At 29.5% G+C, this 15,881-nt stretch carries 11 protein-coding genes and 1 pseudogene; 11 read left to right on the top strand and 1 reads right to left on the bottom strand.

Translation table 11 applies throughout. From position 1 onward, the window contains the following. The first annotated feature begins 43 nt into the window (after positions 1-43). The 11 genes and pseudogenes from rfbB to ACFVQC_RS17200 all read left to right on the top strand — a co-directional run. Complete coding sequence (gene rfbB / locus ACFVQC_RS17250; protein ID WP_377898773.1) at positions 44-1,102, top strand: dTDP-glucose 4,6-dehydratase; 1,059 nt, start codon at positions 44-46, stop codon at positions 1,100-1,102. A gap of 220 nt (positions 1,103-1,322) precedes the next feature. Further along, complete coding sequence (locus ACFVQC_RS17245) at positions 1,323-3,329, top strand: CDP-glycerol glycerophosphotransferase family protein (RefSeq protein WP_377898772.1); 2,007 nt, start codon at positions 1,323-1,325, stop codon at positions 3,327-3,329. 50 nt (positions 3,330-3,379) lie between these two features. Next, positions 3,380-4,666 carry an ATP-grasp domain-containing protein gene (locus tag ACFVQC_RS17240; RefSeq protein ID WP_377898771.1) on the top strand — a complete coding sequence of 429 codons (1,287 nt, stop codon included), beginning with the start codon at positions 3,380-3,382 and terminating at the stop codon, positions 4,664-4,666. A 1-nt stretch (position 4,667) separates the two neighbouring features. Continuing rightward, complete coding sequence (locus ACFVQC_RS17235) at positions 4,668-5,789, top strand: DegT/DnrJ/EryC1/StrS family aminotransferase (RefSeq protein WP_377898770.1); 1,122 nt, start codon at positions 4,668-4,670, stop codon at positions 5,787-5,789. A gap of 15 nt (positions 5,790-5,804) precedes the next feature. After that, positions 5,805-7,658: a glycosyltransferase family 2 protein gene (locus ACFVQC_RS17230; protein ID WP_377898769.1), complete on the top strand. Its 1,854-nt coding sequence runs from the start codon at positions 5,805-5,807 to the stop codon at positions 7,656-7,658. 136 nt (positions 7,659-7,794) lie between these two features. Beyond that, positions 7,795-8,820, top strand: coding sequence for an NAD(P)H-dependent glycerol-3-phosphate dehydrogenase (locus ACFVQC_RS17225; RefSeq protein ID WP_016093613.1), 1,026 nt, complete (start codon positions 7,795-7,797; stop codon positions 8,818-8,820). Positions 8,821-8,862: 42 nt separating this feature from the next. Further along, positions 8,863-10,059, top strand: coding sequence for a CDP-glycerol glycerophosphotransferase family protein (locus ACFVQC_RS17220; protein ID WP_377898768.1), 1,197 nt, complete (start codon positions 8,863-8,865; stop codon positions 10,057-10,059). Positions 10,060-10,064: 5 nt separating this feature from the next. Next, positions 10,065-10,868, top strand: a complete 804-nt coding sequence (locus ACFVQC_RS17215) for an ABC transporter permease (RefSeq protein WP_377898767.1) — start codon at positions 10,065-10,067, stop codon at positions 10,866-10,868. Positions 10,869-10,881: 13 nt separating this feature from the next. Continuing rightward, a complete protein-coding gene (gene tagH / locus ACFVQC_RS17210; RefSeq protein WP_377898766.1) occupies positions 10,882-12,567 on the top strand; it encodes a teichoic acids export ABC transporter ATP-binding subunit TagH in 1,686 nt (561 codons plus the stop codon). A 180-nt stretch (positions 12,568-12,747) separates the two neighbouring features. Then, complete coding sequence (locus tag ACFVQC_RS17205; RefSeq protein ID WP_377898765.1) at positions 12,748-14,790, top strand: DUF6270 domain-containing protein; 2,043 nt, start codon at positions 12,748-12,750, stop codon at positions 14,788-14,790. Between the two features lie 262 nt (positions 14,791-15,052). Further along, positions 15,053-15,193, top strand: a pseudogene (locus ACFVQC_RS17200) (UTP--glucose-1-phosphate uridylyltransferase); the annotation flags it as partial. Positions 15,194-15,249: 56 nt separating this feature from the next. Here ACFVQC_RS17200 and ACFVQC_RS17195 read toward each other — a convergent pair. Beyond that, entirely contained in the window at positions 15,250-15,693 is a 444-nt protein-coding gene (locus tag ACFVQC_RS17195) for an SRPBCC family protein (RefSeq protein WP_377898764.1), read from the bottom strand. Positions 15,694-15,881 lie beyond the last annotated feature (188 nt).

The following is a 15,881-nucleotide window of genomic DNA, read 5'->3' as shown; positions in this document are numbered from 1 at the left end:
AGTTTTAAGAGAAATGGAAAGATTTAAAGAGGTGGAAGCAACTATGAAAACATATTTAGTTACTGGTGGAGCAGGTTTTATTGGCTCTAATTTTATTCACTATATGATTGGTAAGTATAAAAATATAAAAATTATTAATGTAGACAAGCCAACATATGCTGGTAATTTAGAAAATTTAAAAGAAGTAGAAGGACATGAGAATTATCAATTTGTAAAAGCTGATATATGTGATAGAGAAGCTATTGAAGAAATTTTTAATGAAAATGATATTGATTATGTAGTAAACTTTGCTGCGGAATCACATGTTGATAGAAGTATAGCTGATCCTGAGATTTTTGTGAAAACAAATGTTTTAGGTACGTTAAATTTACTTAATATAGCTAAGAAACACTGGTTAGTTGGTGATGATCAGTATCAAAATGGGAAGAAGTTTTTACAAGTTTCAACTGATGAGGTATATGGCTCTTTAGGTGAGATAGGATTTTTTGAAGAAACTACACCATTAGACCCGCATAGTCCCTATTCGTCAAGTAAAGCTTCAGCAGATTTAATGGTAAAGGCGTATTTTGATACTTATAAAATGCCAATGAACATAACTCGTTGTTCTAACAACTATGGACCGTATCAATTTCCAGAAAAACTGATTCCATTAGTGATTAATAATTGTTTAAATCATAGAGAAATACCAGTCTATGGTGATGGTTTAAATATTAGGGATTGGCTATATGTAGAAGATCATTGCAAGGCTATCGATATGGTAATCAATCAAGGGAAATTAGGTGAAGTTTACAATGTTGGTGGACATAATGAAAGAACAAATGTCCATCTAGTAAAAACGATTGTGAACTATATAAATAAAAATGTAGATGCAAGTGTTACAGAAGACTTAATAACATTTGTGCAGGATCGAAAGGGTCATGATAGAAGATATGGAATTGACCCTACAAAAATCAAGGACGAAATAAATTGGGAACCTGAAACAACTTTTGAGGTTGGGATTGTGAAAACAATTGAATGGTATTTGAATAATAAAGAGTGGTTAGATAATATTACAAATGGTACATATAAAGAATATTACAAACAGCTTTATAAGGTGAAATAGAAATTTAAGCTAATAGGTATGTAAGGGTATAGACTTTACATCTTTGATAGAGATAAAAGGAAAAATACTAGGAATAATGAATCCTAGTATTTTCCTTTTAACCATTATCAAAACAATAGATATATAGAAGCTTGATAAATTTAAGGGTATTTTTCTTATATAAATTAGCAAAACAGTTTAAAGGTCAATTAAATAAGAAAAAGGTAGGCAAAATTTTATTATGAAAGAATCAATTGGTAATGCTGTTAAAAGGTATATATTAAATCATCAAGTTAATTCTGTAACTGCTAATGAAGAGGATGAAGTGCAAATTAGCTTTTCAAAATTAAACCCGCTAATAGGGAAGAGAAATCTAGTTATAAGGGATAGAAGTTCTGGAAGAAGAATTAAAAAGACGATAAAAAATAATAAAGGAACTTTTAACTTACAAGAAATCTTTGAAATGTGTGATAGTGGTAGTTTCGATTTATATATGACTTTTAATTTACTTAAGAGAAAAATTTCAAGGAGAATTCCTTATAATAATTTAAATCATTCGTTTGAGCTTGTAGATAAAAAGAAGCATTATAAGCTTAAAAGTTTCAAAACTGTAAATAATAATTTGTCATTTACATCTCAAAGAATAGCATGTAATCATACATTAAAAGAAATAAAACCAGTAGGACACAATTTCTATCTAACAGGGGAAATTGAAAATTTTGGTAATAGTAACTTAGATAAAATAGAGCTAATTGTACAACGTAGAGATAATAAGAAGTGTTACGGTTATAAATGCGGGGTAAAACAAAAAGAAGAGCATGTATATCAATTTGATTGTATGTTGTTTATAGATAAATTGTATAAAGAGCTAGCATTAAATTCTAGATGGGATGTTTTTATACAAGCTAGAAATACAAAAAATGAAATTATTTACAAAGAATTAGTTAATTTGTACGATTATAAGCAATTTAAAAGAGAAGAAGAAAGATACATCGAAACCGTTTCTAATCAAGAAGATAATGTAGTGGCCTTGTATGCAACTATGGGTAAAGAAAGTTTAGCTATATGGTACACGGATGCAAAACAGTTTAATAAAACTTACGGTATTGCTAGAGGGAAAAGTATATTTAATGAAATATGTGAACTTGAAAAAATTGATGAGAAAATGGTGTTTTTCGAAAGTTTTCTTGGTAAAAATTACTCTGGGAACCCCAAGTATATTTATGAAGAAATGATAAAAAAAGAGGAATTTAAAGAGTATAAATTTGTCTGGTCATATTCGGGACAAAGGCCCCAGGATATACCGGGAAATCCAATTATAGTAGATAGAGATACGGATGAATATTATGAATATTTAGCTAAATCAAAATACTGGGTTAGTAATATTATATTCCCTGTACATAGGAAAAGACCAAAAAATGTATATTTACAAACTTGGCATGGAACACCTTTAAAAAAATTAGGATTTGATATTGATATTGAAGGTCCTGAAACTCTAGCAAGAGAGAATTTTTATATTGAGTCTCGAAATTGGGATTATTTAATTTCAGCAAATCCATATTCTAGTGAAATTTTCAAACGTGCTTTTAAATTTAATAAGAAGGTTCTGGATTATGGGTATCCAGCAAATGATATTTTTTATAAAGAGGGCTTAGGAGATCAAGTAAATAAAATTAAGAAAAAACTAAATATCCCATCGCATAAAAAGGTGATCTTATATGCACCAACATGGAGAGATAATGAAGCAACCAATTCATGGGAACATTCTTTTGAATTGAAGTTTAGTTTAGATGAATTTTATAAAAGGTTTAAGGATGAATATGTTTTAATACTAAGAATGCATCATCTAGTGGCAGATGCATTACAAATTAAAGAAGAGTATAAATCTAGTGTATTGGAACTTTCCAAGTATGATGATATTCAAGAGCTTTATACAATTTCGGATATTTTAATAACTGATTATTCATCAGTATTCTTTGATTATGCAAATTCTAGAAAACCAATGCTGTTTTTTGGATATGATTTTGAAGAGTATAAAGACGAAATTAGAGGTTTTTATTTAAATATGGAGAAAGATTTGCCGGGTCCTGTTATTCAAACTGGTTCAGAGCTATTAAAGGCAATTGAAAATATTAATATCATATCTGAGGAATATAAAGGTAGGTATGATGAATTTTATGAGAAATTCTGTGGATTAGAAGATGGAACGGTAGCACGAAGAGTTATAGCTGAAGTATTTCAAAAATAGATTAGAGAATTATTAATGCTCAATACGTAGATATAATGAGGATGTGTATTATGAAAAAGAATATTTTAGTATTCCCGTGTGGTTCAGAAATCGGATTAGAGATAAATAATGCATTGAGATATGTAAAAGATGTTCAACTTTATGGTGCGTCAAGTATTGCAGATCATGGAAAATTTGTTTACCAAAATTATATTGAGAATGTGCCAAATATTCACGATGATAACTTTGTAAATAGTTTAAATCAAGTAATTGAAAAATATAGTATTGATTTTATTATTCCAGCACACGATAGTGTAGTTTTAAAATTAGCTCAAAATCAAGAGAATATAGAGGCCCAAGTAATTACATCTGATAAAGTGACATGTGAAATAGCTCGTTCTAAGAAAAAAACATATGAGTTCTTTGCCGATGAATTTTTTACGCCTTATATGTATGAAAGAGTTGAGGACGTAAAAGAATTTCCAGTATTTTTAAAGCCAGATGTTGGACAAGGTTCTCAAGGCATCGCACTAGCTAAGGATATTGAAGATTTAAAATTTCATATGAATAAAAACTCCGAATTATTAATTTTGGAATATCTTCCAGGGAAAGAGTATACAATTGATTGTTTTACAGATCAGAGTGGGGAATTGCGTTTTATCGGAATGCGAGAACGTAAAAGAGTGAAGAGTGGGATTAGTGTTAACTCAGCTACTTTAATATATAGTGAGCAAATAAAGAAAATTGCCCATACAATCAATGATAAGTTGAATTTCCGGGGAGTATGGTTCTTCCAAGTTAAAGAAGATGTAGATGGAGAATTTAAATTATTAGAAATAGCGACGAGAATTGCAGGGACGATGGGATTATACAGAAACAAAGGTATTAATTTCCCTCTACTTAGTTTATATGATCGTATGGGATATGATATTGAAGTTCATGAAAATGATTTTAGTATTGAGGTTGATAGAGCCTTAATCAATAGATTTTCACTAGATATAAGTTATGAAAGAGTATATATTGATTTTGATGACACAATTACATTAGGCGAAAAAGTAAATCCGATGACAATGATGTTCCTATATCAATGTTTAGCGAATGATAAAGAAATTATATTGGTAACTAAGCATGTAAAAGAGATTTTAGAAACATTAGCAGTATTAAAAATTGATAAAAATATGTTTAGTAAGATTGTTCATATTTCTAAGGATGATGAAAAGCATAAATATATGAATAATGATATTTCATCTATATTTATTGATGATTCATATAGTGAAAGAAAAAAAATCAAACAAATGACTGGCATTCCAGTGTTTGACTTGGATTCCTTAGAATGTTTAATAGACTGGAGATATTAAAATGAAAGAGGAACTAAAGTTTATTCAACCAATTACTGTTACTCAACCAAAACTCCCAGATTTTGATTTATATACTTCGTATATTAAAGAAGTATGGAATAAAAAATGGCTTACAAATAATGGTCCATTACATGAGGAGTTTAAAGAAGAGCTAAAGCAATATTTGAGAGTCCCAAACTTGGAACTCTTTACAAATGGTCATCTAGCCTTAGAATTAGGAATTAAGGCGCTAGGATTAACTGGAGAAGTAATCACAACTCCATTTACTTTCGCATCTACTATTCATGCAATTACTAATTGTGGATTAAAACCTGTTTTTTGTGATATTGAAATGGAAAGCTTCAACATTGATGTAGAAGAGATAGAGAAGCATATAACTGAAAAAACTAGTGCAATTGTAGCTGTACACGTATTTGGAAATCCATGTAATCTTGAGAAAATAAGTGAGATTGCTGAAAAGTATAATTTGAAAATTATTTATGATGCAGCACATGCTTTTGGGGTCGAGATTGATGGACGTAGCATAGCAAGCTATGGCGATATATCCATGTTTAGTTTCCACGCTACTAAAGTGTTCCATTCAATTGAAGGTGGATTGTTAGTATTCCAAGATGAGAGATTAGAAAATAAATTAAAGGCATTTAAAAATTTCGGAATGTCATCACCGGATAGTGTGGAATTTGTTGGTTCAAATGCTAAAATGAATGAATTTCAAGCTGCTATGGGACTGTGTAATATAAAGACAATTGATAGCGATATTCAAAAAAGAAAACATATCTACGAAGAATATGTAAGAAATTTAAAGAATGTTGATTTTATAAAATATCTGCCACAGGTGGATACGGTGAAACATAACTATTCTTATTTTCCAATAGTATTAGAAAGTAATACTTTAAGAGATCAACTATTTGAGCAATTGAAATCCTATAATATATATACCAGAAAGTATTTTTATCCATTATGCAATGATTTTGCTTGTTATAACTATAATAAAAATGAAACACCTAATGCTGTTTATGTAAGTGATAGAATTTTGGCATTACCAATGTTTACGGAGCTAAATATTAATGATATAAAACAAATTTGTGAAATTATTTTAGAAGAATCGTTATTAAATGTATAAGTTGGGTGATTAAAATTGGAAAAAACGTATAAACTAAGCGTTATTGTTTTAGTTTATAATACAGAGCAGTATTTAAGAGAGTGTTTTGATTCGCTTGTTAATCAAACTCTAGAGGGCATAGAAATAATATTTGTCAATGATAGTAGTCCGGATAATAGTCATATTATTATTGAAGAATATTGTAATAAATACGAGAATATTAAGGTAATTAATCAAGAAAATAGTGGTGGAGCAATTGCTGGAAATAATGGATTGAATATTGCCAGTGGAGAGTATGTTACTATTATGGATTCTGATGATATTGTTCCGCTAGATGCTTATGAGAAGTTATATAAAAAAGCAAAGGAAACGGATTCAGAAATAGTAATAGGAAAGCCAAATATTTTAATTGATGGTGTACAAAAAGAGATTTTATACAAAAAAGAGAGAGAAGTTTGGCAACAAAATAGAGTTATTGAAAACGTGCATGAGTTTTTAGATGTTTTTTTTGATGGATTTTATTGGAATAAAATTTTCAAAAAAGATTTGATTTTTAAATACAATTGTTTTATGCCACCTGGTATGCTTTATGCAGATAGACCAATGGTTCATAAAGCCTTTTTACATGCTAAAAGGATTGCAATCATAACAGATGTAGTATATCTATGGCGCAAAAGAGGAAATAATGTTGTTCAAAAATCTATTACACAGATGAATAGTAATATTAATAATTTTAAAGATCGAATGGAATCATGTAATTATCAAATTAATTACTTTGATGATTTTGGTGATCAAAAATTGACAAATGAATTTTTGAAAAGAAATATTGATAGATTTTTCTTTCCTATTAGTGGAATTGTAGAAAGTGAAGAATTTAGGGATATATATTTTAACGAAGTAGGAGCTATTTTAAGTAGAATTAGTGATGTATATAATAATGATTTAGGTGTGAAAAAAAATATATACATTTATATGATTCTAAATAATCTAAAAGAAGAATTAAAGTATTATCTTACTACAAATCTTAATGGTAAAATTATAGGTGAAAAAGGGAAATACTATTGGGCCCTTCCGTACTTTAGAAATAAAACCCTTAATATTCCAGACCATTTGTTCCAAATAAAAGATCTACTGGAGGATTTTATAAAAATAGATTCATTCTATATAAATGATAACGTTATGAATTTTGAAAAAATAAGGATTCCTCTGTCCATAAAAGCAGATCAAGCAAAATTAGTTGTTCAATCTCGTTTTAATATCAATGATTATAAAAATTATGAACTAAATCACCAGGGTTATAATAATTTTGATGTTACAGTAGTTTTAGACAATTATGATTTGGTTAACTTGTATGATGTTTATATTGTTTTTGAATATGATAATAAAGAAGTGAAATATAGGGTTTCTAGAAAAATGTTCACTAATCAAGAATTAGAAGATTTTTCAGATTCAGATAAAGCATATATTTACTTCACAGAAAATGACAAACTTTCTTTGAGAATAAATAACTTTAAAGTTTTGAATTTTGATGTTGACCAATTTGGAATAAGTTTAAATCTTAATAATACCTCAAGTGATTCTTTACAGTTCTATTTGAAGAATAGACAAACAAAGGAGATTATTTATTTCCAAAGAGATCAATTAAATGTTTATCACCTTAGGTGGGAGCACTTTTTAGAAAAATATACTACCTATGATTTGTACTTTGATATGTTTGAACAAAAGTATAGATTAGATACTTATACGGTCCTGAACTTTAAAACATTGGTTTTAAAAAATAAGGAATGTTATATAGATTTATATGTTACAAAAAAGGGGAATATCTCACTGAAAACATATACTTCTATAAGTAAGATAAGTAGTAGGATCAAAAAAGTCTTAAAAAAATAAAATTATTTATTGATGTTGTAAATAAAAAATTGTAATTTGGATTGATATTAAAGGTTAAGTGAAGAATAGTTATTCACTTAACCTTCTTTATTGAGATTATAAATTTACTACATCAGCAATAAAGAGGGGTTTTTTTATGAAAAAGGTGACGGTTCTTGGTGCAGGAAGTTGGGGAACAGCTTTATCTATAGTTCTTGCGGATAATGGATACAAGGTAAGGCTATGGGGAAATAAAATTGAACAGATTCAAGAAATTAATGAAAAACATACAAATGAGATGTATTTACCAGGAGTGTATCTTTCTGAAAAAATTAAAGGCTATGAGTCTTTAACTAATGCAATGGAAGAAACTGATACAGTACTATTAGTTGTTCCAACCAAGGCAATTCGTATAGTAATGCAAAAAGTAAAGAGAAGAGCAAAACGTCCAATAACATTTGTCCACGCGAGTAAAGGTATTGAACCTCAATCATTTAAACGTATTTCAGAAATAATTGAGGAAGAGATGCCTAAAGAATTAATAGAAAGTATTGTTGTTCTTTCAGGGCCAAGTCATGCGGAAGAAGTAAGCAAGCGTTTACCTACTACCATCACTGCCGCATCATCTTATTTAGAGGGCGCGGAAAAAGTACAAGAAATGTTTATGAATACTAATTTTCGTGTTTATACCAACCGAGATATAATTGGTGTAGAGTTGGGTGGGGCATTAAAAAATATTATTGCTCTTGGTGCAGGTATTTCGGATGGTCTTGGCTATGGAGATAATGCGAGAGCAGCCTTAATTGCTAGGGGCTTAACGGAAATAACACGATTAGGATGTATGATGGGGGCAAACCCACTAACATTTACAGGCTTAACAGGTGTTGGGGATTTAATAGTTACTTGTACAAGTATTCATAGTCGTAATTGGAAAGCTGGAAATTTGCTTGGAAAAGGGTATAAGTTAGAAGCAGTGCTGAAAAATATGGGCATGGTAGTAGAAGGTGTACGTACAGCTGAGGCAGCATATCAACTAGCAAAAAAAATGAATATTGAAATGCCGATTACAAATGCAATTTATAATGTCCTATTTAATGGAAGAGATGCAAAAGAGGAAGTTGATAAATTGATGGGACGAACAGGAAAAGGCGAAAATTCAGATGCGTATATTACATTAATATAGGAACTGATATGTGCCTACTAAGTTAGAAGGTGTATAAATAACATGAACTTTATAAAGAAAGTGAAAAATCATCGTATTATAAAAAAATTATGTAAGGGATTATTTTTGTTTTTCAGCTACTTACCTCCAAAGAAGAATTTAATTATATTTGAAAGCTATGCTGGAAAACAATATAGTTGTAATCCACGTGCTATATATGAGCATATGTTGCAAAAAAATATAGATTTTCAAATGGTGTGGAGTGTAAATAAAAACTGCACAGTACAATTTGATGAAGGGAATATACCGTATGTAAAAAGGTTTTCAATCCGATGGTTTATTTTATTAGCGCGTGCTCGTTATTGGGTAACAAATAGTAGAATGCCGAACTGGATCCCAAAACCAAATCATACTATTTATGTGCAGACTTGGCATGGTACACCACTTAAAAAATTGGCAGGGGATATGAAAGAGGTTCATATGCCAGGTACCACAACTGAAAACTATAAAAATAATTTTCATCGTGAGGCACAAAGGTGGGATTATTTACTTTCACCTAATGAATATTCGACAGAGATATTTAGGAGAGCCTTTCAATATAAAAAGGATATTGTGGAAGTAGGATATCCTCGTAATGATGTTTTATATATAAACAATAATGATAGAATAATTGATACAATAAAGAAAAAAAATGGATTGCCTATAGAAAAAAAGATTATTTTATATGCTCCAACCTGGAGAGACGATCAATTTTATAGTAAAGGTGTATATAAACTAGATTTAACCCTAGATTTAAACCTTTTAAAAACAAAACTGGGCTCGGATTATATTATCTTGTTACGCATGCACTACTTGGTTGCAGAACAGTTTGATTTAGAGCCATATAAAGGGTTCGTGTATGATTTCTCTAAACATGTAGATATAAACGAATTGTATTTACTATCAGACTTATTAATTACAGATTACTCCTCAGTCTTTTTTGATTATGCAAATTTAAAAAGACCAATTATTTTTTATACGTATGATATAGAATCTTACCGTGATAACTTAAGGGGTTTTTATTTTGATTTAGAGGCAAAAGCACCTGGACCAGTGGTAATGAACACACAAGAAGTCATAGATGCGATAGTAAAATTAGAATCGGTAGGTTTAGATGAATTTGCAGAAAAATATCAGAGCTTCTATAATAAGTACTGTTATTTAGAAGATGGATCTGCTACGAATCGAGTAGTAGAGAAAATATTCTTTAGAGAGGCATAGCAAAAATGAAATCAATGATAATGGTATTAAAAGAGCAGGTAAACAGTCTTTATTTAATTAAACGTTTATCTATTTATCAGGTGAAAAGTACAAATAGTAATAATTATTTAGGACTGATTTGGGAAATCTTAAACCCGCTAATTCAGATGAGTATTTATTGGTTTGTATTTGGTTTAGGAATACGAGGAGGCCAAGGGGTAGATGGAGTACCATTTATTTATTGGTTATCTGCAGGGCTTGTTGTATGGTTTTTTGTAAATCCAGCAATGTTACAGGCGTCTAAGTCAATTTATACAAGACTAAATATGGTTTCAAAAATGAACTTTCCAATGAGTGTTATCCCTAGCTTTGTGATTATGTCTAATCTCTATCAACATTTAATACTTATAGGTATTGTCACAATCCTATTTTTAGTAACAGGGCAAGGCATTTCTATTCATTATATTCAGCTTGTCTATTATATATTTGCGACCATTATCTTAATTTTTTCTCTTTCCTTAATTACATCAACATTAGCAACGATTGTAAGAGATGTGCAAATGATTGTTCAATCAATTATGCGAATGCTGCTATATTTAACACCTATATTATGGACCCCTGAAAGGCTATCACCTTTCTTCCAGAAAATTATGCAGTTAAATCCATTTTGCTATATTGTAAATGGATATCGTGGCTCTCTATTAGGAACAAGCTGGTTTTATGAAGATTGGGGTTATGCATTATATTTTTGGGTGTTCGTTCTTATTACGTTGCTAATTGGTACCGTACTACACGTGAAATTTAGAAAACACTTTGCAGATTATTTATGATGAGGGTTGTAAAATGAATGAATCAGTGAGATTTTATAATGTAACAAAAAAATATAAAATGCATAGCAAAAACTCTGATAAATTAAAAGATATTATATACCCTAGAGGATTTGGCGAAGATTTTTATGCATTAAGAAATTTAGAATTTGTAGCTCAAAAAGGTGATGTTATTGGCATTGTTGGGGTTAATGGTTCAGGGAAATCAACAATGTCTAATTTGCTGGCAGGAATTACACCACCAACAAATGGGAAGATTGATGTTAGAGGAAAAGTGGCACTTATTGCAATTGCAGCTGGTCTTAATAATCAATTGTCAGGTAGAGAAAATATTGAGCTTAAATGTTTAATGATGGGATTAAGTAAACCGCAAATTGAAAAATTAACACCAGATATTATTGATTTTGCTGATATAGGAAAATTTATTGATATGCCAGTGAAAAAATATTCTAGTGGAATGAAATCGCGTTTAGGTTTTGCAATTTCGGTTAGCATTAATCCAGATATACTTGTAATTGATGAAGCTTTATCTGTAGGTGACCAAACATTTGCTGATAAGTGTTTAAAACGTATGAATGAATTTAAAGAACAAGGGAAAACAATATTTTTTGTCAGTCATTCTTTAGGACAAGTGAAGAAATTTTGTACAAAGGCATTATGGCTTGAATACGGTGAAATCAGAGATTATGGTCCAATTGGAGAAATAATGCCAAAATATGAAAGATTTTTAAAAGAATATAATGACATGAGTCAAGAAGAGCAGAAAAAGTTCAAGATGAACGCAGTAGAAAAGCAGGCGGGAAAAGGGATAACAAAAGTAGATACTACTCTTTCCGATGCTTCAGTGGAGACTAAAAACTATATATCTATCTTGAACGGAAAAAAATCACGTCGCAAGAGAGCGTGGATTAGACGGAAGTATATTAAAAGTTTAATAATCTGTATGCTCATTTCTATTGCAGGTGGAGTAACTTATTGGCAAAAGGATAGCGTATTTAATTCTTTGCAGGCAAAAGAACAAACAAAAAAACAATCGAGCAAAGTAGAACCTGTTAAAAAGGAAGAAAATCTACTTGAAAATTTAGATATTCGATATGTAAATTCCGCAAAAGCCCGGATAAGGGTTATGCCAACTTTAAATGGAGAAGTACTTGCTACCATGCCATTTGGAACATTGTTTATAGTGAAGGGGCAGAAAAAAGATACAGTATCTGAAATTAATTGGTTAAAGATTGTTTTAGATAATGGCAAAGAAGGATGGATTAGCGAGGAAATAGTAAGTTCGATACCAGCCAATATATCATTATCTTATACGGACGTGGTAAATAAGTTAATGAAATTAAATGGAATCCCCCAAAATATTAAGCATAATCTTACCCTGTTAGGTAAGGAAAAGGGGGATGTTACAAATATATTAGGTCTTCCTCAAGAAGAGGAAAAAACGGAAGAAGGAATATTAGCTCAGTATACTGATATGGAGCTAATATACAATCAGCAATTAATTACTAAACAAATTAAGTTTAAAAATACAAATATAATGAAAGCGGAATTGTTAGATAACTTAGGGAAAGCACATATAGAAAATGCCGATGGTTCTCTCTTAATATATCAATCAAGTAAATATATTATTATGTTTTCTTCTTCCAATGGTACAATAATTGATCAAATTTCATTTGTTTTACCTCCTGATATGATAAATTAAAATTGTGAAATAAAAGCTAGGAAATCATCTTGTGATGATAATTCCTAGCTTTTATTTAAAATTCCCCTAGAGAATTTAAGGAAATAATAAGTGTTAATTTTATAGGGGAACGTTAAAATTAAGTGTTAGGAGTAGGGTATTAATTAATATGATAATTTTATAATGGGAGGGTATGATTAAATGATCATAGAAGTAAAAAACTTGTCATTCGATGCTAGTAATGGTGATGTTGTTTTAGAGGTTTTTAGTGAAAATACTATTGGAACTAGGGAGTTTTTGCTGCAAAAAAGACAAAGTAGTAGCAACCTTAGATTGTACGAAGGGGTAATTTTGAAATGTAACTTTAATAATGATATAGCTAATCTCAAATTTAATGTTAATGACATAATAGATCCTAGTGCTATCCAACCAGAGGAAGATATGTGGGATTGTTTTTTATTACATGGAGAAGAAAAGATAGGCTTAATTTTTCCAAAAGAAATTTCAAATCAATTTCAGTATCATATGTTAAAGTATAACGATTTATTTAAAATTATTCCTTATATAACTAAAGGAACAGGCACTTTAGCATTTTATATACGTCCTATTGATTTGAAAGGTATATTAAAAAATATAACTTTTGAACGAGGTATCGTGGAGGGAGCATTAGAATTAACTTCAGCGGATAAAGATATATCGTCATTCAAAACTATTTTATGTTATAAAAAAAGGGAACAAAAAGATGTATTTGACTACTATGACTCTATCGAAATGGAAATAGAGAAAAGAGAAGATAGTTGGATATTTAATAGTGATTTGAATAAGGTGTTCACGGCAAAGTATGAGAATAATACATATTGGGATATGTTTGTTAAAATAATACATCAAGCGAATGAAATAAGTATACCTTTGATAAACATGAATGCACCTTTAACAGGAAAATTACCTTATTATATGTTTGAACAAAATGATTTTTTCCAAGTTAAGCCTATTACAACAGAAGAGAATATTGTAGCAATTCATTTGAAATATAGAGATTTCAAGGTATTGATTAATTCTATTTTACAAGAGGGAAATAACTTAAGTATTAATGGAATTATATATCTAATTAATCAAACTAACTTGAATGGGAAGTATAGTTTGATTAGTAAACTTCGTAGAGAGGTTGGAAGCGGTTTTGAGTATTATAGTGAAGTTGTCATTCCTATAGAATCTAACAATTTTAAATTCAATATTAATATAAGTTATGAGGAACTATTAACTAATCCAAGGGAAAAGGATATATGGGATTTATTTATTAGGATAGTAGATGAGGAAGGAATAGAAATAGATTTACCATTATCACCAAATAATAATATTAGAGATCAAAAATACATTGCTAGTAGTAGAATAGCTACATTATTTGTAAACAGTTTTGGGACATATTCTTTATGGGTTAATTTAAATAAGCAATTTAATAATAGCGCGACTAATGTAGCAATATTAGGAACTTGTTTTAGTAGAAATGCTTTTAATTCTTCAGATTATTTTAATCCTCAGTATAAAAAATTATATAAATGTGTATATACACAGTTTCATTCATCTGTAATTAGTCTTGTATCTAACCCCGTAGATTTTAATATAGAGGATTGGAAAGCAGAGGGATTGAAACAGTCGGATATTAATTATATTCAATCGGATTTTACGAAAAGTTTTTTTGAGAACTTGAAAAATTATAAACCAGAATACTTAATTATAGACTTTTACGTAGATGCTTGTAGGGAAGTAATTCAACTTGGAGATAATCAATTTATAACTTTAAATTATTTAATTCCAGGGACAAAGTTTTATAAAAATCTTCAAGGGTGTAAAGTAGTATCTCATCCTAATAATAAGGAGTACTTTTCTCTTTGGAAATCTAGCTTGGATAAATTTGCTGATGAGTTATTATCAATAATTCCAGAAAATAAAATCATTTTAAATAGGGGTCGCTTAACGCAAAAATATAGAGATGTAGATAATAAAATCAAAGAGTATTCAGAGAAAGGTATAATTAAAAGAAATAATGATTTGTGGGATAAAATGGATAATTATTTTCTTTATAAGATGCCAAATGTTAAGGTAATTGACATGCAAAAAACTAAGTATACAGGTTATTATAAACATCCTTTTGGAAATACTTATGCTCACTATGAATCGGGTTATTATAAAGAATTTATGAATAAGTTAAATGAAATAGTATTAGAAGATAAAATTAGTTATTAATAATAGTGGGAATCTTACGATACGTAATAGGAGTGCTGTAATTTATATCGTTTAAAGCTATTGTATATTTTTATCAGTTTTTTTATCATTCTAGATAAAAAAATTATTGCGTTATTAAATATAAGGAAACCCTGAACGTGTACTCTCGTTTTTAGTTAGTGCACAATGCGTTTGTTTGAAAAGTACTTTTAAAATTAACTTTAGTATGTCTTTTTAATTTAGAATAGGGATAAAAATTTTGGAATACAAAATGCATAATTAGGAAGGAAAGCGCTATGACGTTGGAGAGAAGCTTGGATTTATTCAGACAACGATTGAAATGGCTTTACAACATGATGAGTTAAAGAATGAATTATTAGGTTATATGGAGAATTTATTAAAAAAAGAAATGGTTCATAATTAACTTTCATATGAAACATCCCTGGGATTTATTCGCAAATAAATTCCAGGGATGTTTTTTTATAATTGTTTTATTAATTCATCCGCCATTTTTTTAGCAAGTTGCTTTGTCATTTTAGGAACAAATGGTTTTATTGCTCCGTTAAAAATAAAGGCCCCTTTACCAGTTGTTTGTATTTCCAACTGACTTGTTACCTTTGTAGTAGATGGAGAGGTTGATTCAGCATGAAAAAAGCCGCTGCCAATCAACTTCTTGGTTGGCGAAGTCATTGTAAAGCTAATTTTATCTGGCATTTGCCATTCACTAATTTCGACGTTTAGACTAACGTCTCGTTTAATAAATCCCAAATCGCCGTGCAAACGCCAAGTTGAATGTTTATCATCAATAATCTTATGTTTAACATAGCCTGTAACTAGTGGAGCCCAATTGTTTATATTACTAACAAAGCTCCAAATTTGATCTGGGGAAGCCTTTAATTCTATAGTATGTATACCTTTTGCCATTTGTCAGTTCCTTTCTAAAAATAAAGGTATTTGAAGTTGAATAATTAGGTCAAAACATTGTATTCATTTTATCATAATATAAAGATGATATTTATATTATGAGATATTTTCATTTTCATTTTGAAATTTTTTATTAAAATTCATATTTCTAAATATCACATTTAAGAGAATGTAAGGAAAATAGAGAA

It is taken from the genome of Bacillus sp. NPDC057893, from assembly GCF_042796455.1.
GTDB lineage: Bacteria > Bacillota > Bacilli > Bacillales > Bacillaceae_G > Bacillus_A.
The sequence above is the reverse complement of the archived record's forward strand: the minus strand, read 5'-3'. Positions and strand labels throughout refer to the sequence as shown.